Genomic DNA, 20,494 nt, shown 5'->3' with positions numbered 1-20,494 from the left:
CATCCTGAACCAGCGTCTTAAACTAAATCATTTGAGGTGAGCATATGAAAATGTGGTTAGCGAAACAAAGAGCAAAAGCAGAGCTTGTGAAAGCATTTAGGAATGGGGAAATAGGTAACCGGTATTCTTACGGGTCCAACTCCGGTCTTGTTTATCCAAAGATTCTTTCCGTGAATATCAGTCGGAAGGAAAAGTCGCTGATGTATGTATTTTCGATTCCTACAGGTATGGATCCAAAGGAAATTAAGAAGAAGGAATATTGTTTCATGCAAGTATTTGGGGAAAAGATCGAGATTAAAGGAGACACCAAGGTTTTTACGCTCAAAGTGTACGTAGGAAACGGTTCAAGTCTTATCCGTTATGACGCTGATTTGTTCCGAGAACAAGCGAATAAAATGCGTTTACCTATCGTCTGTGGCACTGATATGAACGGAGCTAATGTGCTATATGACATGGTGGATCACCCTCATTTGCTCATAGCAGGCGAAACAGGATCAGGTAAATCCACTCAACTGCGCTCAATTTTGAGCTCGTTAATCCAATTTAAAAATCCAGACCGCCTGCAGTTGTACTTATGTGATCTAAAGCGTTCTGAATTTCATATATTCCGCAGGGTGAAGCATGTTCAATCCGTTCTTGTAAGCCCTGTCGATATGGCAGCAATGCTTGCGTATCTCAGTGATGAATTAAAGAAACGTGGCGATTTATTAGACGCCTATGAGCTATCCCATATCGATGATTTACCATCCCCGCCACCTTATATTGTCCTTTGTATTGATGAAGTCGCTTTGCTACGTAAGGAGAAGGCAATCATGGCTATTGTGGAAGACATAAGCGCTATCGGGAGAGCTTTAGGTATCTTCTTAATCCTTTCCATGCAGAGACCCGACGCAAAGCTCTTAGAAGGTGCTTTAAAAAATAATTTGACCGTCCGTATGGGGTTTAAGTGCGCCGATCTAATCAACTCCCGAATTATCGGGACTCCTGGAAGCGAGAAATTGAAGGAGAATGGGAGAATGTTGCTAAAGTTGCAAGGTCAAGACGGATTAAAGGAGATACAGGCTCCATACTTAGTCTTAGAAGAGGCGAAAATAATTTTAGATAGTCATAAGTCACCTTTTACTAAAGAGCCGTTTAAAGAGTCTTCTAATCCCTCTGGAGATGATTCTCAAATTATCGATGCCATATTCGAGGTGTTGGACTAATGAGAAAACGAGATTTGAACATTTTAGTCGACCTCACGCGTTTTCGTTGCATGACAAGGGACGATATTATCGCTCTGCATTTCGAAGGTCTTCGGAACCCAATAACATGCTGTAATACGGTTCTGAAGAGATTGCGAAGAGATGGCCAAATCGAAGTAAATACGACCCAGCAACCATATATCTATTTCCCTTCACCCGCTCCTATAAAAAAAGACTCTGCTAAAATTCCACATTTCCTAAAAATCGTAGAGTTTTATAAGTCACTATCCAATTTTGGACAGTCAGAATCGTTCATAGTCGAACCTAAATACGGAAAAAGTTACATGGAACCCGATGCCTTCATGATCTGGAAACGCGCGCCATTCTTCGTGGAGATTCAACGCTCAGTCTATTCCGAAAAGGTTATGAACGAGAAGTTTATGCGCTATGTCACGTATTACATGAGCAATGAATGGAAGCAAGAATCGTGGCAACCGGCAGACAAAAAGGTTTTCCCTAAGATTATCCTGATTACCGACAACCGCTATAATTTACCGCGTCACTCCGGTGTCCAATTCTTTCAAGTTCAGGATATAAAACAGTTTTTAATGTTTGCCGCTAAAACAAAAGAGCAAAAAGCAGAATCGCCAAATATAAACGAAATCAAGATAAATAATTGAAATTGAAAGGGTGACAATTATGATTAAAGTTATAAACGAAGTGGAAGTTTTGTCTGTAGACGAAAGATGGGACTTCGAAGACCAGGTTTTCATCATGAATTATAAGGACAAAGAATACTTTCATAAGCTCATTCTTGTGGATTTAGAGGATTATCTTCTCAATAAGGAATCTTACAGCAAAGTTGTACGTGAAATTCACAGTCGCGTCGAACCATATTTAGAAGAAACGTATGGTGGTAAATTTAGTCGGTACATTTTTGCAGATCACGAATATAACGTTTACGGTCAACCAGTTTAACTCAATACAAAAGAAGACTTATGTAAATCAAAGCAAAGAAAAATACCCAAATTATAAGAAATACTAACGGTCCGTTAGGAAAAATCACGGATTTCCCTTGTAAAATATGTACAATCCGGATATAATAACAGTGAAGTTAAACAATCTAACTTGTGTAGAAGGGTGGCTCTACATTCCCGCGTGGGGGCGCTAAAAGGTACCACGATATATCCAGTTCAGGGATTCCTTCCTGTGCCGATCACCATTTAGATTTTTTAAATTTTAATTTAATCAAAACAAACGTATAATTGACCTTGGTAGTATTTTGCCAGGGTCAATTTTTTATTTAGGGGAAAATATATGTTATCTGTAACGGATTTACTTACGATTCAATCTTTGCCTCATGAAAAAGACATCTCTTTGCAAACTATACAGCAATTCTATAAAGAACATCTATGCGGCAAGGTTTTTATTATTCATTTAGATGACGAAGATAGAAAGACTGTAAAATTACGCTTCGAAGAAAAACACCTATGTCATCTACTCGGAATTCATTATGTGGTGAAAAAGCTAAAGAACAAATATGATTATATTGGAGAAAAAGGCTATAAAAAAGTCGAAAATGGTACTGTTACTTTTGATTTTCTTAAAACCACAAACAAAGATTGGTTTAAATCAAAGAAAAAGCGAATGTTATACTTTCCATTCATCTATCAAATAGTCCAAAGGCCTTCAGTCATTGTATTTTCTTTAGAAAACCTCACTACCCGATTAGATGTAGATATCATTCTCTATAATCACACTGATAATACTTACCTTCATTTGGGCCTTGATCAGGACTCTGATTCAAATTTCTATTATCCTAAAAGCTTTTATGACAGAAAAAAAGATGACCATATTGCAGGAAGAACTGTTTTACGAGTGTTGAGAGTAGATATTGAAAATGATTAAAAGGATCCTAAATTAAGGACCCTTTTTTCATTTCAATACAAAACTCGGGTTATGTAAGTAAAAGAAACTACACCATATAAGCTTCAATTAAACCAAGAATTCTGCTTAACTCATCGTTTTTCTTTTTATGAACAAAATCCTATAATCGGGTTATCTGCTCATGTCATAAACAAAGTTTCCCCAGTATTTGCTGCTGCTCCAGTACAGCCAGAAGCCATAGTAGTGACAGGTGCTATATCCGGTGCAGTGGAAGAGAAGATTGTCCATGCGTTCGATCCGTTGGTGGAATTAATTATGGGTGTATCGCTTCTGTGATGATTGCAGGGGGGCATTGCTTGTTATGATAGGGATTAAAGATAAAGGGTATTCTATGATTATGTCGTCAGCCATCGGATATGTATTAGTGAAAATGATGCCTTTATCAATTGATTTATTGGCTGGTATAGGTAGTGCAATTTAGGCATGTCGATTACGATTATTTTTGAAGTATATATCTGTGAATTGAAAAGAGGACCCTGCAAAATGAGGTGTCCTCATAAACTCAGTACAAAACAACACCTTTGTACTCAATACAAGCTGAATATATGATTTTTGTTATTTTCGTACATTCAAAAGATTTCCAAGACGGGGTTTTCTTCTTGAACCAACGCCACCCGTTAGCTTATTAAGATAGATAAAAAAGCTAAAGCAAAAACGCTACCCCGAATTTTGATTTTGGACAGCATCATCTAGCTACAATTCGTTAATTTTAATGTTAACTGACTTCCTCAATACCCATACCCATATGGATATCCATATGGGTATTCATATCCATAACCATACGGATCATATTGAGGATAACCATATCCGTACCCATATCCAGGACTTAGCAAAGAACCAGCTAATAATCCTCCTGTAAACCCTCCAAAGAATGGGCTTCCGAACCCAAAACCAGGTCTACCGAATCCTCCAAATCCCATACCAGGTCTACCGAACCCTCCAAATCCCATACCAGGTCTACCGAATCCTCCAAATCCCATACCGGGTCTACCGAATCCTCCAAATCCCATATGGCCAATAATTCTTTCATCATTTTCTATTTGTTGAGGTTGATTCCATTGATCAACTTCGTCAGTCCAATATTGTAATTCTGTGTTCAACATAATCCCTCCTCTATTTTTATTTTTTAAACACAATAAATAATATGTAAGACTTCGTGTGAATTCTTGGGTATTTAACTAGATCCGGAAATAGACTCCGCAACGGCAATAAAACCACGCTGAAACAGCCTTGATAATGCCGGATCAACTTCTCTCCTGCCATGTTAGTGGAACAAGGGTGTTTTTGAGGGTTTTATTGAACGTATGATTTTGTATACTTTCGTACATTGAAAAGAGTACCTTAAGGCACTTAACATAATCACCCTTATAGGCACTGAAAAAGGATCTTCGACTGGAAGATCCTTTTAGCTGCTTGTTTAATTAAAGCGCCCTTTATTGAAAAACTGCTCTTTGCAAATTTTCCTTTCACTAAAGCACCTCGTTAGCTGAAGAAGAATTTCACGTTACAACTCCCCTATTCAGATGTATAAAATGCAGAGGAACAAGAGATGCTGCAACTTGAGGCATCTCCCTTGCAAACATCTCTTGTCCTTAGTTAATCAATCGTTGGTGAGATTATTCCTCAATCTTAAACCATGAATCTTTAGCTTGAATTACATTCCAAAGTTTTTCTGGAAGCTCAAGCTCACTTACTTTTGAAGTCTTAATTGCTGTCTCAATTTCAGCTTCTTTTCCATTCTGAACCTTTTCTACCCAGTCTGGATTCATGATTAACGTATGACCAACCACTGCTAGGGATAGACCCTTATCTAATGCTGTTACAACGTCATCTGGCGTTACCATAGAACCCGCAGCCATTACAGGAACTCTGCCGTTTACATGTTCAACAATTAATTCAAGATATGTTTTTTCATCTTGACTATCGACTGGCTTTGAGGAAAGGGCATTAGCCAACGAAGCATGTACATAATCAACATTTTCTTCAATAAGACGATTAATTAATTCATAGGTATCCTTCATTCTCAAACCGTCTTCTCTATGTTCTTCTGGAGATAGTCTGTATCCTAAAAGGAATGGTTTGGTCGCATATTCTTTAATGACACTTTTAACTTCTTGAACGACTGCAAGTGGGAAACGTAAGCGATTTTCTAGAGAACCGCCCCATTTGTCCTCACGTCTATTGAAGAAGGGAGAAAAAAAGTTTTGATTTAAAAATTCATGTGCACCATGAATTTCCACACCATCAAAACCAGCTTGGATAGCTCTTCTTGTTGTTTCGCCAAAGGCATGAATCACTTCCAAAATTTCATTATGAGTAAGCTCTCTAGGTGTTACATGGGAGCTTCTTTTAGAGCTTACATTACTAGAACTAACAAGTTCACCATTTGGAATAAAATCAGGTAGTGCTTTGTTACCTGCATGGAAAATCTGAAGTAATGCAGGAGCTCCACCGCTTTTCGCAGCATCAGCTAATTTAGCTAGACTTGGAATAAATTTATCGTCATAACCAGCGAATTCATTAATAAAGCCTACTCCATTTGGTTGCACATGAGTACAACCTGTAATGACAAGACCTACTCCATTGGCTCTTTTTCTATAATACTGTAATTCCTCATTTGAAATTGTGTAATCATCGTTACTAGAATAAGTTGTCATTGGTGCCATAACGACTCTATTTTTAATGGTGATACCACTTTTAAATGTAAAGGTTTCAAATAAGTTGCTATATTTTGTGTTCATTTTTTAACCTCTTTCTAAATTTTCATTTAAAGGTTATTTTTATCTTTCCTTTGACTTATTCAGAAACTTTAATGACAATTTTACCAAAAGCACCACGACCTAGATGCTCGTAGGCTTGGATAGCCTCGTCGAATGAGTACACTGTATCGATTACTGGATGAATATTTAGTTCATTAAAGGCTTTGTTCATGTCATCGAATGCTTTGCGGTGACCGACATAGATGCCTTGAATATGTGCTTGTTTCGCTAATAATGCGAATAAATTCACTTCCGCCATCATGCTTTTCAGGAATCCAATGATATAAATATGTCCTTGTAGTGCAAGCGCCTCGATCGAACGGTTAATGCTATCTCCACCAACAACCTCTAAAATATGTTGAGCACCTTTACCATCCGTCAGTTTTAATACTTCTTGTTCCCAATCTGGCGTATCCACATAGTTGATGACTTCTTTTGCGCCTAACTCTTTTACTCGTTCACCTTTTACATCACTGCTCGTTGTAACAATTACTCTTGCACCTAATGCAGAAGCGATTTGAATCGCATAGACGGACACACCACCCGTACCTAGAACAAGTACCGTGTCACCGGCTTTGATTTTGCCGTATTCTACTAAAGAAAACCACACTGTTAATGCTGCGATTGGCAGTGTTGAAGCCTCTTCATCTGTTAAATTAGCTGGTGCCATTACTGCTGCATATTCATCTAACAACATATATTCCGCTAGGCCACCATCATTCGGTCCACCCACTGCTGTTGGCGCATAGTCTTCGCTTGCTGCCCCATCAACCCATTTTGTGTAAAGATGCGAAACAACACGGTCTCCCTCTTTAAACTGGTTCACATCTGAACCTACACTTACAACAACGCCTACTGCATCCGATACAGGTGTGAAAGGTTTACTCATTAAGTCCGGTAAATAATCGCCATCCATGATGGATTTATCACGGAAATTAAGCGATACAGCTTTCACTTGAATTAATATTTGTTTAGGACCTGGTTTCGGCATCTCTACCTCTACTAGTTTCAGATTATCTAATCCTACGCCTTGTTTTTTCCATGCTTTCATCATCATTTCCTCTTTTCTTATATTTAATTATTTATAACAAGAAGTATTTTTTAAATCTGCATCAAACAAATCGATAAATCTAGAATCATCGATATATTAGGTTGTAACAACAACCAAACTCTGTTATGAATTTGGTTATTGTTACAACTCTTTTTGAATGAATTTACCGAGATTTTTTATGGCTTCTTCATCCCTTTTGTAATAAGTCCACTTGCCTATTCGTGTTGCTTTAATTAAACCAGCTTTTTGTAAAGTTGAAAGGTATTGAGAAGCAGTAGATTGAGTCATATTTAACTTAGTTGTTATTTGACTAACACACACACCAACTTCCACTAAATCAATTCCTTCTTGTGGTCCAAAATGAGCAAAAGGGTCTTTCAGCCAATCTAAAATTTGTAATCGAGCCTCATTTGAAAGTGATTTAAAAATAGTTATCTTGTCCATGTTCACATTATAAATCGACAAAAGTCAATTTGTCAATTTAACCTTACATTTATAACTAGAATATTTTTTTGTAAATTCATTTCTTCTTCAACTCTACTGCTGGTTTAGTTTAAGTACTTTTCTTCACAATATCCATTTATATTACTAAGCGTTACTAAACAATCTGGCCCTTTAGTTGAACAAGGTCCCAAAGTATCACATGCATACTCTATACAAATCTAGTTAGCATAAATTCAACTCTCGGAAGTTCCGAAACATAAACCCCCTTGGCGCTCAAGGGGTTCCGAATGGTCCATTTTTATCGTTTATACATGATTTTATACATGTTTGATGAATCAACATTTTCGGCTTCTGAAGAAGCCTGGTAGCTGCATAAAAAAGGGGTGTTTTATGCAAATTCTTCTTTCACTAAAGCACCCGTTAGTTTAAGTGAAAACCTTCACAAACTTTCATAACGAATGGTTTCTGTTCTGTTTACTGTTTTATAGGTCTTTCAAAAATCAATTCATAGTATGACCCTACTGCAACTCCTGAAGTTGCAAAGTCAGGAGAGAAAATTTGAACAAAACGCCAGCCTTGATTTGCGTGATTTTTAATTACTTCTCGATAGTCTTCATTAGGTTTACCAGATAACTTTTTAAACTCTATTTTTATAAATTTGTATTCATACATTTATTTCTCCTCCTTTTGATTATGCGTCATAAACAGAATAAGGATGTGTTTAACTTAACTACTATTTGTACGTTTTGGATTGGAAAAAGTTTCAATTTGAAACGATTTTCTTCAACTAAACTGCGTCGTTAGTGAAAAAGCGTCTCCACTTATTGTAGAAACGCACCACGTTAGTTCAATGAGAATTGTTCACAAATGCTACGGTTATATCTTGGGTATAATACAGTTTATATACATTAGAGGGGGGAATAGTATGAGGCTAAGAAATGGAGATTTTTATACAAATGTTTTGACCAATAAGTTATATAGGTTAAATGAAGATGACAATAGCAGCTGGTACTTGAGCTTGCGTGATGAAGAAGGTTATCATGAAACAGAAAAGACATCAGGGCGTGATATGATTAGATTGGTAGAAGGTAGTTATAAAAAAAGCTAATAAAAAACTAACCCATTCCTATCATAATACCTGTAATCAGATTCTTTTAGTGGAAAGTAGGTAAAACTTGAAACAATATAAGATATTTCAAGGAAAAAGTCGCCTTTATGTCGAATATAACAGATAAAGGGGATTACCCAATGAATAAATTTGAGTTATTAAAAAAGTTACTAAATAGTAGTCGAGGTAATTTGTTTTCATTAGAGATTCCTACTACAAAAGAAGATGAAAAAAGGATTCAAGAATTGGTTAGAGTATTAGAAACAGAAAAAAGAATTAAATTAAGAGAATATGTACAGAGAGAATACTCAGTTTATTTACAAGGAATAATTAAGTATGCATCCGAATAATCGGATGCTTTTTTTATTGGGGTGAACCACCATAAGAAATCCGGGTTCTTCAAGTTATACAATAAGCCAAGGTGGGCATAGAATTTTTATGAGATTTAGAAATTGTGAACCTTCATAACCCACAGAGCCAATAAATCCCTTTGGCATCTATTTTCTTAAACTAACCTGCCACGTTAGTTGAATAAGGTGTTTTTATGAATGTATGATTTTAGATATTTTCGTACATTAAAAAGAGTGACTTAAGTCCATTCACATAGTTGACCTTATCTAACAACAATGAAAAAAGAAGCTTCGATTGAAAGATCATCAGATTGACTACCCTTTCATATCCATATTTTTCTATGTAAAAACCTCTTTTCTGCCTTTATTTATAACACTATGTTATGACACCAATAACACAAACAGGACCATCTCGTATGAGATGATCACCTTTTACTTGTTATTAAACTAAAGCTACCAGTTAGTTCAATATCTTCATTATTTGTTATCTATGAATTGCAAAAACATTTTTTAAAATATGTAACTTAGATTAAGATTAACTAAAAACAACCGAATTATTCAATCATGTCAGACTTCATATACAGAGCATTAACTTCAAACCCAGCACGTGTATTATATGTTACAAGATTAGTAATTGCTCCATATACGGTTAGACTATCTCCAGATCTAAAGTTAATTGGTCCTGGGTATTCAACAACTATATAATGTTCAGGATGATCTAATATAAGTTCAAAATGAGTAATTGGAGTTTCAGTGGGAAGCACTTCACCAATTATCCCCTTAAAAACAACGTATTTTCCAGAATATTGCTCGATATTTTTTTGTACAGATACAAAATCAACAGATTCTGCAGTTTCTCTTATTTCTTCTGGGGTTCTTAATGAAGCCTCTATCTCTTGCCTAGCATTTTCTCTATATTGCTTTTGTGCTTCTACCGCAGCCTTCTCGTTTTTTTCTATATTTTCGATGATTTGTTGGTTAAATTCCTCATCTTTCTTGGAGGTTTTATCATCCCAATAATCAGGCATAGTGAAGCTCCCACCTATAAAACCTACAAGAAATAGAGGAACTGACACAAAAGAAAATTTAAAGAATGAGATTGCTAAATCTACTTTTCCTTTTATAAAAAGAATAAGTGCAACACCATTAATTACAAAAAAACCGATTATTGAAAATAACATTAAAATTGCAAAAATAACTTCTAAAATACTCATATTCATAGTGTATACTCCTAAAAAATGAAAAATACTATTTTATATAATATCGGTTGAAACTTTTTATTGTTAATAGCTCTACTTAAAGCACAATCATAGTTTTTAGTCTCTGTGAAACGTTATACATCTTCAATGAAGTTAAGATGAGTTTTTATTGTTTTCTTAATTAGGCTAAATAACCAGTGTCTATTTTGTAAATATGGTCCTTCTTTCACTAAACTGATTCATTAGTTAAAGAAGAAACCATTCTATAACACTTAAGTTATGAAATCGGTTTTTTTATTAAACTAAAGTGTGAATGTATGATTTTGTATACTTTCGTACATTCATTACAATTCGGACTCATTGTTCTATTCAAACATGCTTTTCATAATGAGTTTTCATTCAATGCAAAGCTGCCCCCCACTCTATTAATAGAGTGGGGGCATCTATTAGTTCTCCATACTTTTTGTACTATTCTAATGGTTCTAAAAACCCCATGAGCACCAAGGGGTTAACGTCTTCATTGTTATTGTTTATACATAATTTTATATATCACATCTGAAGAAACCTCTCAACTGCATAAAAAATGCTAGTTTTAAACAAATAAAAAAGGACATTTCATCTAAGCCCTCTCCCCGGCATCGGCCACACGTGCCTTCCAACCCATTATCATTTTAACAGAAAACGCTTACAATTTCAAATATTAATAGAACACAAGTTTCGACATAAGGATGGAAATCCTTATCAAAATAAATTTTCGGGCTTTGATTCATGCATATTTGTGTCACTTTATTAATTTCAAACATACTATAAATTAGCCCATTTAAGTGCCTCCTTTAAACAAAAGGAGATGTTTGTATATGTCAGGTTTTGCTGGTGGCGGCTGTGGATTTGGTGGCGGCTTTGCCTTGTTAATTGTATTGTTTATCCTCTTAATTATTATTGGTGCTAGCTTCTGTGGTGGATTTGGCGGAGGCATCTGCTAATAAGTAAGTAACAAAAAGGGCGACCGTCATGGTCGCCCTTCTTTAAGTTTACTGGTTATTTCATTATGATTGCTGATCATTCTTTTTTGGAAAAGAGTGTATCCCCCTTTCCGTGCTATGCCCTAATTTAGTAAATGGGCTTATCTTCACTCCAAATAGGTGATTACCTATTAAATAAAAATTCGTGCATCATAATGCGTATATTTGTGTCATTTCATTATTTTAAACATATAATTAATTAGCCCATGCAAGTAGTAAGTGCCTCCTTTAATACAAAAGGAGATGTTTGTATATGTCAGGTTGTGTAGATGGCGGCTGTGATGGCGGTCGTGGATTTGGTGGCGGATTTACCTTGTTAATTGTATTGTTTATCCTCTTAATCATTATTGGATGTAGTTGTGGCGGTGGATTCGGAGGCGGATTCGGCGGCGGCTATGGTTACGGGGGCGGTTACGGAGGCTTCTGCTAATAAATAAGTAACAAAAAGGACGGCCGTCATAGGTCGTCCTTCTTTAATTTATAGATGGTTATTAAATGAAGATTGCTGACTATCAAAACCATGTTTATGTAAATAGGTTTCATTCTCTTAGTTCGTCCAGATAATAAAAAAAGGAGCTATTGATCGGCTCCTGGGATTTAAGTAATGCATCCGTATTCTTATTTAATGAGGCTAGCAAGAACCATCTCAGTAATGTCCACCATATCCCATGCCGTGAGATGGATAACCACCATATCCCATGCCGTGAGACGGATAACCGCCATATCCCATGCCGTGAGATGGATAACCGCCATATCCCATGCCGTGAGATGGATAACCGCCATATCCCATGCCGTGAGATGGATAACCGCCATATCCCATGCTATGAGATGGATAACCGCCATATCCCATGCCATGAGATGGATAACCGCCATATCCCATGCCATGAGATGGATAACCGCCATATCCCATGCCGTAGCCATAACCTCCAACTATTTGTCTTTCCATTTTATATCTCCTCCTCAAATTGTTTCCAAAATAGTGTATGTGTCCATATTCAATGAGGGATAGATATTTGCCTATTTGCAAAGGATGTATGCTTGGTTGTTATTATATTTGAGGTATAGTCATAACCTCTCGTTGTACTAACTTTCACAAGACAATTAGCAACAGTCAGTCAACGATTTACTGTTCTCTCAATTAACCCTCCCCTAATGAAGAAGGAGTTTTTCTGAATGTATGATTTTCGTTATTTTCGTACATTGAAAAGAGTGGCTTAAACCGCGCAATACTGTCTATAGGTAATGAAAAAAGGACCTTTGATTGGAAGGATCCTTTTTTACTGCTAATTCAACTAAACATCCGATAGTTTAATAAAAACAAACCTATAGACTTTTATGTTTATTTTAACCTTTATTTAATAGTTCTTTATTCTGACTAATGATGATTTTATTTTTCAATATCATTTCTTTATTATTAACCCCAAAGGCTTTCGGTTCGGTAGCACTTTTCATCTTCTCTAGAAAAGATTTTACAGATACCTCTAAAAGTTCAGAAATTGATATGTTTGTTTTATCTGATAAACTTTGAAGCTCTTCAATTAATTGAGGAGGTAATAAAGATGCTAAAGCTTGCTTTTCCATATTATAAACTCCTTTTTTTAGGAATTATTTATTTGTAATTTCAGTATGTAAAAATTAATTTTAAATACAAAATTAGATTAGTGTTAATTATATTAAGATTTGATTGCAATTGCAAAAAAAAAGAAAAAACGTACCCATAACTTAAAACCAACCTCTATAAGCATACTAAAGAAAAAATACTGAGGTGGATTTTATGTATGAATGGATTTATAACCAATTCATCAATACTATATTTTTCTTTGTGTCAGTGTTTGGTGGAACAATAATAATATCAGCTATCTTTATTTACTTTGTAAGTAGATCAACAAACAGTTAATAAAGAAATACCCCTTCTACTCACTGCTTTTTTTATCAATTCTATTTCATGATACATAGCTTCAGACAAGATGCCTTTTTTTATATTCATGTTGATTTCATAATAAAATTCAACTAATAAATCCATTGGAAGCTTATCGTATGATGTATGACCTTGCAATGTTGCCGACCCCTTTTATCTATTTTTTAAAAATTATATCAATGGTAAATTTGTATTGCTACTAATTAAAGTAAATATTGTGTAAAGTTTAATTTAGTATAGAAAAGTTACTCTAACTATGCTTTGTACTCTGATTTGTGTATATTGGTGTATTAAATATTCAAAACTAGCTTACATAATGCTACATTTCGGAAGTTCCGAAATATAAACCCCCTTGGTGTTCAAGGGGGTTCGAATTGTCCATTTTTATCGTTTATACATGGTTGATGAATCAACATTTCCGGCTTCTAAAGAAGCCTGGTAGCTGCATAAAAAAGGGGTGTTTTATGCAAATTCCTCTTTCACTAACATCCCCGATAACCAATCATACAGCGTAAGATCAATGCTGTGCTACATAAAAAAAAAATGGATAGCCCCGTCTATACTATTTGTATAGATCACGCAGTAGATGGATACATTATCCTAATATAGATCTATTTTAAAAAGTATCAACCTCTTTTTTATAAGAAAAAATTTATATAAAACTCATCTAATTTTAATCAAACTTTCATTTATATAGACTATACTGACGTTATATTTCACATTAAAATACTAGGGAGCATCTACGATGAGTTCAAAACCGAATACAAGAAAAAACACCTATTTTTTATCCAGATATATTCCAAATCCAAAAGAACGAAAAAACATAGTTATCTGTTTAACTATAACTATTTGTTTATTTTTCATTGGACTTTTACTCATTACTCTTAATCATCAGCAGCTAATGATGCAAGAATACAAACATTATAAGAGTATCCTAAAACAATTTGGGTCTATATCAAGAATTGTGTATTTTGCCGTTTTGTCTATATATCCTGTTTTTCTTTTATTAAAGTGGAAACGCTTGAAATCAATAAAATGGAGGAATTTTCAATTAAAGAATTTCATACAGTTTCTCGGATTGCTAGTCCGCAAATGGCATGTCCCCCTTGCGATAGTATCTACCGGATCCATTTTGCTTCATAGTTATTTGGCGATCATGAGGGGATTTAAATGGGACTTTACGAATATCTCGGGAATCCTTGCTGTTATTCTCTTATTTTTTCTCCTATTTATGGGGCTTAAACGATTCAAGAGAAAAGATAAAAACTGGCATTTAAAACTGGCTATTGGATTTCTCATTTTATTTATGATTCATGCATCTTTTTGATTGAATAATGAACATTATAAAAAGAGTATGTCGCATGATAAGGATCAGTTCCTTATACAACAAACTCTTTTTCATGTCCCTTGTTTCACCACACATCAACATAGACTAAGATCCCTTATCCACAGTGGCTCCTTATGTAGCTTTGAAATAAAGATTGATTAAAAAATATCCTCAATTCCTTATCTAACAGCAACTTCAAAAGCTCCATTTAAATCATTTGTTCCAATAGGCTTTTGCTTCTTCCTCAAGTACCTTTAATCTTTTGTAGTAATCAGGAAACTCGTTAATATGAGCCAGTGCAATTTTCCCAGTAATAATAGGATCATCACCTGTAACATTAGTTTGGCTGGATATTTTCCCATGTTCAAGCTCTGTATTTACTCCCATCCAAAACTCATCTAAATCAAACTTGCTTTTATTAAAATCAATGCCTAAAAGTAAAGCGATTTCTGCTGCTTCCTCTTTGGAAAAAGATTTAACACTAGTTGCAGAACGATTATTTCTATACAAGTTTGGACTTCCGGTGGTTGGATATAGATATTGCGTACCATAGTTATAACCGTTAGTCCAGTGGTTCAAATACGGATTATTATAGTAGTACAAATACATCTCTCCTAAAAAGGTAGTTATCAACAATATACGTTAGTTACCTATTTATGAGCATGTCTTCTAAAAGTTAAACAAATAGTGAATTCAACAAAAAATACAACTTAGCTAATTGGACTAACCTGCTCCGTAGTTGAAGAATGGGTCTTTGCCAATGTATGATTTTGTATATTTACGTACATTGAAAAGACCACCAAAAAGGGTCTTCTTCTTGAACCAAACCCGTTAGCTTAATTAGCTCGATAAGCATAGGACATTTTTAGGTTCTGATTCTATTCAAGTGAAAAATACCTTTATTTTGGCACCGTCAGCATTCCGAATATGTACGAGTTAAGATAGCTGCGTAAAACACGCATTAATTGGAGTATGTTTTACGTGAAATGTTAGTAGGACCCTAATCATTAGAAGCTTAAACACTCCTTCATATATTTTTGCAAAAAAATGTTTTTAAAAGAGGATATAGATTGAAGATATTCCTAATCATAAAACCATCAGTGGCAATTTTAAAAGACCTTACTTAAGGGGGAAATCCAGAAAGAACGGTGATGTGTATGAAAGAAAAAAATACTGCATTACTTATAATTGATCTTCAATTAGGATCATTTTCGGATGCGAAACTCATATATAAAGGTGATGATTTATTAAAAAATATTCAATTCCTCATTTCAAAGGCCCGTATTGATCAGGCCACTATTTTTTTCACGAAACACAATGGTAAAGCAGGAACCCTTAATCAGAAAGGAAATCCCGGATGGGAAATTCATCCGTCGATCTCTCTTTTAAAAGAAGACGTTATAATTGAAAAGGATTATCCTGATTCATTCCAACAAACGGATCTTCAGCAACAATTAGTAACCAGAAAAATAAGTCGAATTATTATAACAGGAATTCAATCGGAAATTTGTGTAGATGCTACTTGTCGTCGTGCATTTAGCCAAGGTTATGAAGTTATTCTCGCAGAGGATGGTCATAGTACACGCGATTCTAACATTTTAAACGCTTCTCAAATAATCAATCACCATAACAACATACATGCCCAATGGTTTGCCAGTGTAAAAAAAACTGAAGAAATTTTCTTTTAGTTATTTCATAAACAGAAAATTATTGTAACTCGTTCATTTTCATACATTAAAAAGACTACCAAATTGGTGGTCTTTTCCTAATGGAACTAACGGACCTATTAGTTCGACAAGAACAATTTGAAAATAGCTCGATTATTTCGCTTTTGAAAAGTAGTATAGAAACCAAACTGCATGATTTTGCTCATCTACGGATGCTCTCCGAAATACCTCTTTAATGTATTGATTAGATGTTTCATCTGCAATATCTAAGTAAAAATCAACAGTTTCTTGCTCATCTTGTATTGCAAAGTTTAGCCCTTCTAAATATATATTAGGACATTCATGGATGATTTTTGGTTGAGGTTGTCTTCCAGTTAGACTGACATAAATTTGTCCGAACTTTTCAAAATGCTTAATTTCATCTTTGCGTATTTCAAGAATCTGTTTTCGCTCATTGTCTTTAGAAGCCAAACTTGCTAACTTATTATAACAATTGATTGCACTATACTCTCCATTAATTGCTCTTTCAATGTCACTCATCAATTTATTAGACTGTCTATTTATATCATCATAATTAACTTCTTCGAAACGACCTACACCATGAAAACCAGGTATTCCATGAACACCATGAAATCCACTTATACTTGGAACACCATGAAATCCATCACTATGGAAGCCTGCTGGGCTTATGAAGGGTGTATAACTCTGAAGTTGTTTATTGTAGATTTTATAATAAGGATTATGACTATATTGTCCATAAACACTATTCAAATAGTTTAGTTGATCAAGATATCCACCATATACATAATGGGACGGATAACCACCATATCCCATTCCGAAGTCATAACTTCCAAAATTTTGTCTTTCCATTTTATCTCTCCTCCTCAAATTGTTTCAAAAATAGTGTATGTGTCCATGTTCAATGAGGGGTAGATATTTGCCTATTTGTAGACGTATGCTTGGTTGTTATTTTATTTGAGGTATAGTCATAACCTCTCATGGTATTAGCGTTCACAAGACGATAAGTGATAGTCAGTTATTTACTGTCATTCCCTTTTGAAGATGATTTTTTCGAATGTATGATTTTAGATATTTTTATACATTCATTTCGTTGACAATAAAGAATTTTTTCGAGAAAACTACAATATCATACGTCTAATGTACGATATTGAAAGCATGCAGCGTTTGCAAGTATTGAGTAAAAATAGGAATCTCTGCAAAAACTTATAAATTACAGCAAAGTTCTTATTCCCCCCTCTAAAAATGCATTTTTGCTAGGTGAAAACGTCATTTTCGTATCAAAGCAGGGCTGAAAATTAAATTTTGGTGATTTTCCTTTCAGTCAACTTTCAATTAATCTAAAGGCACATATTGAAGGAGTGATACGCATGATTAAAGTCGTAAATGATGTGGACATTTTGGTTGCAGAGGAAAGGTGAGAATTCGAGGACCAGGTTTTTATCTTGGCCTATAGGGACAAGGTTTACTTTCATAAGCTCATTCTTGTAGATTTGCAAATGGTAACGGTAGTTGGGCAAGATGAAGCATATAATGGACCTACTTGGATATACGTAATCAAACAGGTCGACATCGAAGATTATCGTCTCAATCAGAAAGCATATGGTAAAGTTGTACGTGAAATTCATAATCGAGTCGGACCATATTTAGAAGAAACGTATGGTGGTAAATTTAGTCGCTGCATTTTGGCAGATCACGAGTCTAACGTTTACGGTCAACTTGTTTAAACTCAAGTCGACATCTATGTATTGTTACATTTTGATAGAATAAGCAAAGGACCGTGAAAACACCGGGTCCTTTTTATTTTGGCTCTATTCTTCTTTTAACCGTGTAAGGATGGCATCTAAGGCGTCGTTATTATCACCCTTTCGGAACTTCTCTACAAAGTCACAGTATAAAAGCTGAATCATATTTTCAAGCGTATAAGGGTGTCCCGGATGAACTTCACCTATATCCGCAAGCATTACCTCACCGCGTAGTACTGATTTACGTTTGAAAACTATTTCAATAACTTGTATCTGTTGATCAGTGTTACTTAAATGAACCAGTTTAAAAACCGATTGATCTTGCTGCTGTTCCAAATTTGTTTTTTTACCAACTTGCTGATCAAGCGTGTTCAATATTTTTAATAAGTGATTAGGATCTGGATTCTTTTTTGCATATAACAGAAAATCATCATACAAAACAGCAATCAAATCAGCCTGGTTAAAATGGATCTCACCAATGTCCTGAACATCTTCACAGAAAATCTCTGCCCTTACATATAAGGTGAGTGGTACTTCGATAGTAAGCTTAACTGAAGACGTCTTGACCAACTTATAAATCATCTTACTGACGAAATCTTGGGGTGTCCTAAGTGAAAGTTCTTCTGCAAGTAAATCCGCAGCACTATACTTCACCATTTGTTACGCACCCCAATTGTTTCTTCTTGAGCGATTCAGTAAATACTCGATGTGCCGCCTTGCGAATACTGCAGCCCCAAATGTCTGCTAGGTCTGCAATTTTCAAGAAGGTAGCTTGGTCAACTTTGCAATGAACAGTCTTTTCTTGTTGCTTATAATCCACTGCTGGGAACATAAAGATATTCTCAAGACCATACTTTAGAATTTCTGTTCCAATTGCTGTTTTAGAGCCTCCCCATCTTTTTCTAGACTCACGCCTTAAAACACTGTCTACAACAGCGCTGATAGGAATTTTTATATCATGAAGCTTATCAGACCTGACTTTTCTTTCTGACGTCTGACGGTTAGCTTTTGGAGGCATGGATAATATAGGATTAATTTGCTTCTCTCTTCTCATTTATTTTTTGCCCCTTTCAATTGGATTATCCTTGGGCCATTTGGTCGGATGGTCAATGCGTCGCATGATTTCGAGAGTGGGGGGAGGTATAAACTACATATGTATTGGGAATGGATGAACCAAGGAGAGTGATGAACATGGCAGAGAAAAAGTCTGGAATTACAAAGGAGCAAGCGCAATTACTGGCCAAGAAAGCCAAGAGCCTCAACCATGTAATAAGCTTGAAGCCAGTTAAAAAGATTTCAAAGTACTAGTAATATAGTAACTCTTTTTTCCGATACTCGCCCCCCATGCAGTGGGGAAGAGGTGATTCTTTTGAATTTTACTTTACAAAGATATTTATATGTTGGTCGGGTGGTCATTATGTCAGTTGGCCAAAAAAGACTAAATACAATACTCGACTAAGTCTTACCAAGCAGGATTTTCATCTGCTAAATTACGCAACCTTACTTGGTCCCCGAAAGTTGAGTTTATAACAATGAAAACATACTAGATCCTAATAATCCCTTATATTGTTCTCTTGACAATGATTCATCAGAAAGATACGATTAATGTAATAGAACTCACCACGCCTCTTAACAATGCGGACCAAGGTGGGTCATTTTTTTGTTCAAGGAGAAATTGAAATCCCCACCTAAAGAATAGGTGGGGATTTTTTGACGCTTACACAGAAATTATAGTACAGACTAATTACAAAATTATATTAAAAATTAAAGCCTATTGTGATTTCCCCATCATGATAAAACTCTATGAGGTAATTAGGTTCTTGACAGTAAATAAACTGATCAGAACCTAAACTTAGAAAATCATTAATATTGTTGAATATATTTTCTAACGTTGTCTTTGCAATCAGGTACTGTTCAAAAATTGCATAAACTTCTAGGTTTAATTCAATCTGCTTGTTAGCCAAGACAGATTTTAGCTTATCATAATTATAACCTTGAATGCGATAATGTACTGTGGCTCGATTCCAGTCAATTCGATCCCATTCATTATTAGGGAAGTATTTATCAATTGATGAATTTATACTGTCTGACGCTTTATCATTTAATATTTCCACTTTTTTGTTCTTAAACACGTTTATAACATATGCTTCGTTAAGCTGAGACAAGTAAAGGTTATTCTTTTCTTTTAGAGCAATCAATTTTTCTTCTAGTAATTTCCTCCTGTTCGTTTTTTCCATAATTCCATCCTCCTTACTATTTCTTATTGTAACTATCTACTATTTTTTTGTATTGGTTATGAGTAGCTTTAAATGGAATTGCTATTTCATATGGATTATTTCTCCAATTACAATATTAAGATGTGCCCTTTTCTTTTCATCCCAATCAACTCTCCAATACCAACTTTCATCGATAGCCTGACTACCAATTATTTTATCTTTTCCGTTCCCTTTATTTGATCATTTCCTCATGGGGGAAACATTCTACATCCTTTGCTTTACGAAAAGTAAGAACAGCCGTAAAACAAGTAACTACAAGTAAACGATCTAAGATACTTTGCCAAATGGAACCGTATGGGTATTCCCGGATGAGTACACCAGGGTGAAAAAGCAAAACAACCATTGTCCATCTCATTTCACACTACCCTGAATAGTCTATCAAACGTTTATAAAGGTTGCTCAGCAACCGCAAGCAGGCTCGATGCCTGCCTATAATAAAGAAAAAAAACGGTAGTTTTTTTCTTCCTTGCGTATGCATC

At 35.1% G+C, this 20,494-nt stretch carries 26 protein-coding genes; 11 read left to right on the top strand and 15 right to left on the bottom strand.

What is annotated here, in order from left to right; translation table 11 throughout:
• Window positions 1-44: 44 nt before the first annotated feature.
• The 4 genes from AC1MGI_RS21910 to AC1MGI_RS21895 all read left to right on the top strand — a co-directional run bounded on the left by AC1MGI_RS21910 (window position 45) and on the right by AC1MGI_RS21895 (window position 3,092).
• The gene (locus AC1MGI_RS21910; RefSeq protein WP_480350201.1) at window positions 45-1,205 is read left to right on the top strand and encodes an FtsK/SpoIIIE domain-containing protein; all 1,161 of its coding nucleotides are present in this window, start codon (window positions 45-47) and stop codon (window positions 1,203-1,205) included.
• Entirely contained in the window at window positions 1,205-1,864 is a 660-nt protein-coding gene (locus AC1MGI_RS21905; RefSeq protein ID WP_480350199.1) for a replication-relaxation family protein, read from the top strand. The genes AC1MGI_RS21910 and AC1MGI_RS21905 overlap by 1 nt, the downstream gene beginning before the upstream one ends.
• Window positions 1,865-1,883: 19 nt before the next feature.
• Window positions 1,884-2,162: a hypothetical protein gene (locus AC1MGI_RS21900; protein ID WP_480350198.1), complete on the top strand. Its 279-nt coding sequence runs from the start codon at window positions 1,884-1,886 to the stop codon at window positions 2,160-2,162.
• A gap of 339 nt (window positions 2,163-2,501) precedes the next feature.
• Window positions 2,502-3,092, top strand: coding sequence for a PBECR4 domain-containing protein (locus tag AC1MGI_RS21895; protein ID WP_480350196.1), 591 nt, complete (start codon window positions 2,502-2,504; stop codon window positions 3,090-3,092).
• A gap of 767 nt (window positions 3,093-3,859) precedes the next feature.
• On the opposite strand, the gene AC1MGI_RS21890 is transcribed toward AC1MGI_RS21895, so the two are convergent.
• From AC1MGI_RS21890 to AC1MGI_RS21870, 5 genes are all read right to left on the bottom strand, one after another.
• Window positions 3,860-4,234, bottom strand: coding sequence for a hypothetical protein (locus AC1MGI_RS21890; protein WP_480350195.1), 375 nt, complete (start codon window positions 4,232-4,234; stop codon window positions 3,860-3,862).
• A gap of 513 nt (window positions 4,235-4,747) precedes the next feature.
• A complete protein-coding gene (locus AC1MGI_RS21885) occupies window positions 4,748-5,872 on the bottom strand; it encodes an NADH-dependent flavin oxidoreductase (protein ID WP_480350194.1) in 1,125 nt (374 codons plus the stop codon).
• A 55-nt stretch (window positions 5,873-5,927) separates the two neighbouring features.
• Window positions 5,928-6,941 carry a zinc-dependent alcohol dehydrogenase family protein gene (locus AC1MGI_RS21880; protein ID WP_480350265.1) on the bottom strand — a complete coding sequence of 338 codons (1,014 nt, stop codon included), beginning with the start codon at window positions 6,939-6,941 and terminating at the stop codon, window positions 5,928-5,930.
• 141 nt (window positions 6,942-7,082) lie between these two features.
• On the bottom strand, window positions 7,083-7,385 hold the full coding sequence (locus AC1MGI_RS21875; protein ID WP_062187369.1) for an ArsR/SmtB family transcription factor: 303 nt from the start codon (window positions 7,383-7,385) through the stop codon (window positions 7,083-7,085).
• Window positions 7,386-7,859: 474 nt separating this feature from the next.
• Window positions 7,860-8,057, bottom strand: coding sequence for a DUF4177 domain-containing protein (locus tag AC1MGI_RS21870; protein WP_480350193.1), 198 nt, complete (start codon window positions 8,055-8,057; stop codon window positions 7,860-7,862).
• A 253-nt stretch (window positions 8,058-8,310) separates the two neighbouring features.
• Here AC1MGI_RS21870 and AC1MGI_RS21865 point away from each other — a divergent pair, with 253 nt between their 5' ends.
• Window positions 8,311-8,493: a hypothetical protein gene (locus tag AC1MGI_RS21865; RefSeq protein ID WP_480345756.1), complete on the top strand. Its 183-nt coding sequence runs from the start codon at window positions 8,311-8,313 to the stop codon at window positions 8,491-8,493.
• Window positions 8,494-8,633: 140 nt separating this feature from the next.
• Complete coding sequence (locus AC1MGI_RS21860) at window positions 8,634-8,843, top strand: hypothetical protein (RefSeq protein WP_480345755.1); 210 nt, start codon at window positions 8,634-8,636, stop codon at window positions 8,841-8,843.
• A 554-nt stretch (window positions 8,844-9,397) separates the two neighbouring features.
• Here the strand turns inward: AC1MGI_RS21860 and AC1MGI_RS21855 are convergent.
• Entirely contained in the window at window positions 9,398-10,063 is a 666-nt protein-coding gene (locus AC1MGI_RS21855) for a hypothetical protein (protein ID WP_480350192.1), read from the bottom strand.
• Between the two features lie 836 nt (window positions 10,064-10,899).
• On the opposite strand from AC1MGI_RS21855, the gene AC1MGI_RS21850 reads away from it, so the two are divergent.
• Window positions 10,900-11,025, top strand: a complete 126-nt coding sequence (locus tag AC1MGI_RS21850; protein WP_480350190.1) for a YjcZ family sporulation protein — start codon at window positions 10,900-10,902, stop codon at window positions 11,023-11,025.
• A 292-nt stretch (window positions 11,026-11,317) separates the two neighbouring features.
• On the top strand, window positions 11,318-11,494 hold the full coding sequence (locus AC1MGI_RS21845; RefSeq protein WP_480350189.1) for a YjcZ family sporulation protein: 177 nt from the start codon (window positions 11,318-11,320) through the stop codon (window positions 11,492-11,494).
• A gap of 216 nt (window positions 11,495-11,710) precedes the next feature.
• Here the strand turns inward: AC1MGI_RS21845 and AC1MGI_RS21840 are convergent, their stop codons facing one another.
• The 3 genes from AC1MGI_RS21840 to AC1MGI_RS21830 form a co-directional block, all read right to left on the bottom strand.
• On the bottom strand, window positions 11,711-12,010 hold the full coding sequence (locus AC1MGI_RS21840) for a hypothetical protein (RefSeq protein ID WP_480350187.1): 300 nt from the start codon (window positions 12,008-12,010) through the stop codon (window positions 11,711-11,713).
• Window positions 12,011-12,408: 398 nt separating this feature from the next.
• On the bottom strand, window positions 12,409-12,645 hold the full coding sequence (locus tag AC1MGI_RS21835; RefSeq protein WP_480350186.1) for a ribbon-helix-helix domain-containing protein: 237 nt from the start codon (window positions 12,643-12,645) through the stop codon (window positions 12,409-12,411).
• Between the two features lie 301 nt (window positions 12,646-12,946).
• Window positions 12,947-13,120, bottom strand: a complete 174-nt coding sequence (locus tag AC1MGI_RS21830; RefSeq protein ID WP_480350185.1) for a hypothetical protein — start codon at window positions 13,118-13,120, stop codon at window positions 12,947-12,949.
• A 607-nt stretch (window positions 13,121-13,727) separates the two neighbouring features.
• On the opposite strand from AC1MGI_RS21830, the gene AC1MGI_RS21825 reads away from it, so the two are divergent.
• On the top strand, window positions 13,728-14,309 hold the full coding sequence (locus tag AC1MGI_RS21825; protein WP_480350184.1) for a hypothetical protein: 582 nt from the start codon (window positions 13,728-13,730) through the stop codon (window positions 14,307-14,309).
• 213 nt (window positions 14,310-14,522) lie between these two features.
• Here the strand turns inward: AC1MGI_RS21825 and AC1MGI_RS21820 are convergent, their stop codons facing one another.
• The gene (locus tag AC1MGI_RS21820) at window positions 14,523-14,819 is read right to left on the bottom strand and encodes a DUF5661 family protein (RefSeq protein ID WP_480350263.1); all 297 of its coding nucleotides are present in this window, start codon (window positions 14,817-14,819) and stop codon (window positions 14,523-14,525) included.
• Window positions 14,820-15,466: 647 nt separating this feature from the next.
• Between AC1MGI_RS21820 and AC1MGI_RS21815 the strand changes: the two genes are divergently transcribed.
• Complete coding sequence (locus AC1MGI_RS21815) at window positions 15,467-15,997, top strand: isochorismatase family protein (RefSeq protein ID WP_480350183.1); 531 nt, start codon at window positions 15,467-15,469, stop codon at window positions 15,995-15,997.
• Window positions 15,998-16,129: 132 nt separating this feature from the next.
• Here the strand turns inward: AC1MGI_RS21815 and AC1MGI_RS21810 are convergent, their stop codons facing one another.
• Window positions 16,130-16,516: a ferritin-like domain-containing protein gene (locus AC1MGI_RS21810; RefSeq protein WP_480350262.1), complete on the bottom strand. Its 387-nt coding sequence runs from the start codon at window positions 16,514-16,516 to the stop codon at window positions 16,130-16,132.
• 923 nt (window positions 16,517-17,439) lie between these two features.
• Between AC1MGI_RS21810 and AC1MGI_RS21805 the strand changes: the two genes are divergently transcribed.
• Window positions 17,440-17,721, top strand: coding sequence for a hypothetical protein (locus tag AC1MGI_RS21805; RefSeq protein WP_480350181.1), 282 nt, complete (start codon window positions 17,440-17,442; stop codon window positions 17,719-17,721).
• Between the two features lie 84 nt (window positions 17,722-17,805).
• Here the strand turns inward: AC1MGI_RS21805 and AC1MGI_RS21800 are convergent, their stop codons facing one another.
• The 4 genes from AC1MGI_RS21800 to AC1MGI_RS21785 all read right to left on the bottom strand — a co-directional run bounded on the left by AC1MGI_RS21800 (window position 17,806) and on the right by AC1MGI_RS21785 (window position 20,370).
• Window positions 17,806-18,396: a hypothetical protein gene (locus AC1MGI_RS21800; protein WP_480350180.1), complete on the bottom strand. Its 591-nt coding sequence runs from the start codon at window positions 18,394-18,396 to the stop codon at window positions 17,806-17,808.
• Complete coding sequence (locus AC1MGI_RS21795) at window positions 18,383-18,793, bottom strand: hypothetical protein (RefSeq protein WP_480350178.1); 411 nt, start codon at window positions 18,791-18,793, stop codon at window positions 18,383-18,385. Before AC1MGI_RS21795 ends, AC1MGI_RS21800 begins: the two co-directional genes overlap by 14 nt.
• A gap of 703 nt (window positions 18,794-19,496) precedes the next feature.
• Window positions 19,497-19,976: a CDI toxin immunity protein gene (locus AC1MGI_RS21790; protein ID WP_480350177.1), complete on the bottom strand. Its 480-nt coding sequence runs from the start codon at window positions 19,974-19,976 to the stop codon at window positions 19,497-19,499.
• Between the two features lie 211 nt (window positions 19,977-20,187).
• Complete coding sequence (locus AC1MGI_RS21785) at window positions 20,188-20,370, bottom strand: hypothetical protein (protein ID WP_480350175.1); 183 nt, start codon at window positions 20,368-20,370, stop codon at window positions 20,188-20,190.
• Window positions 20,371-20,494 lie beyond the last annotated feature (124 nt).

It is taken from the genome of Peribacillus sp. BM1 (assembly GCF_056679975.1).
This window is presented reverse-complemented; position numbering and strand designations above follow the sequence as displayed.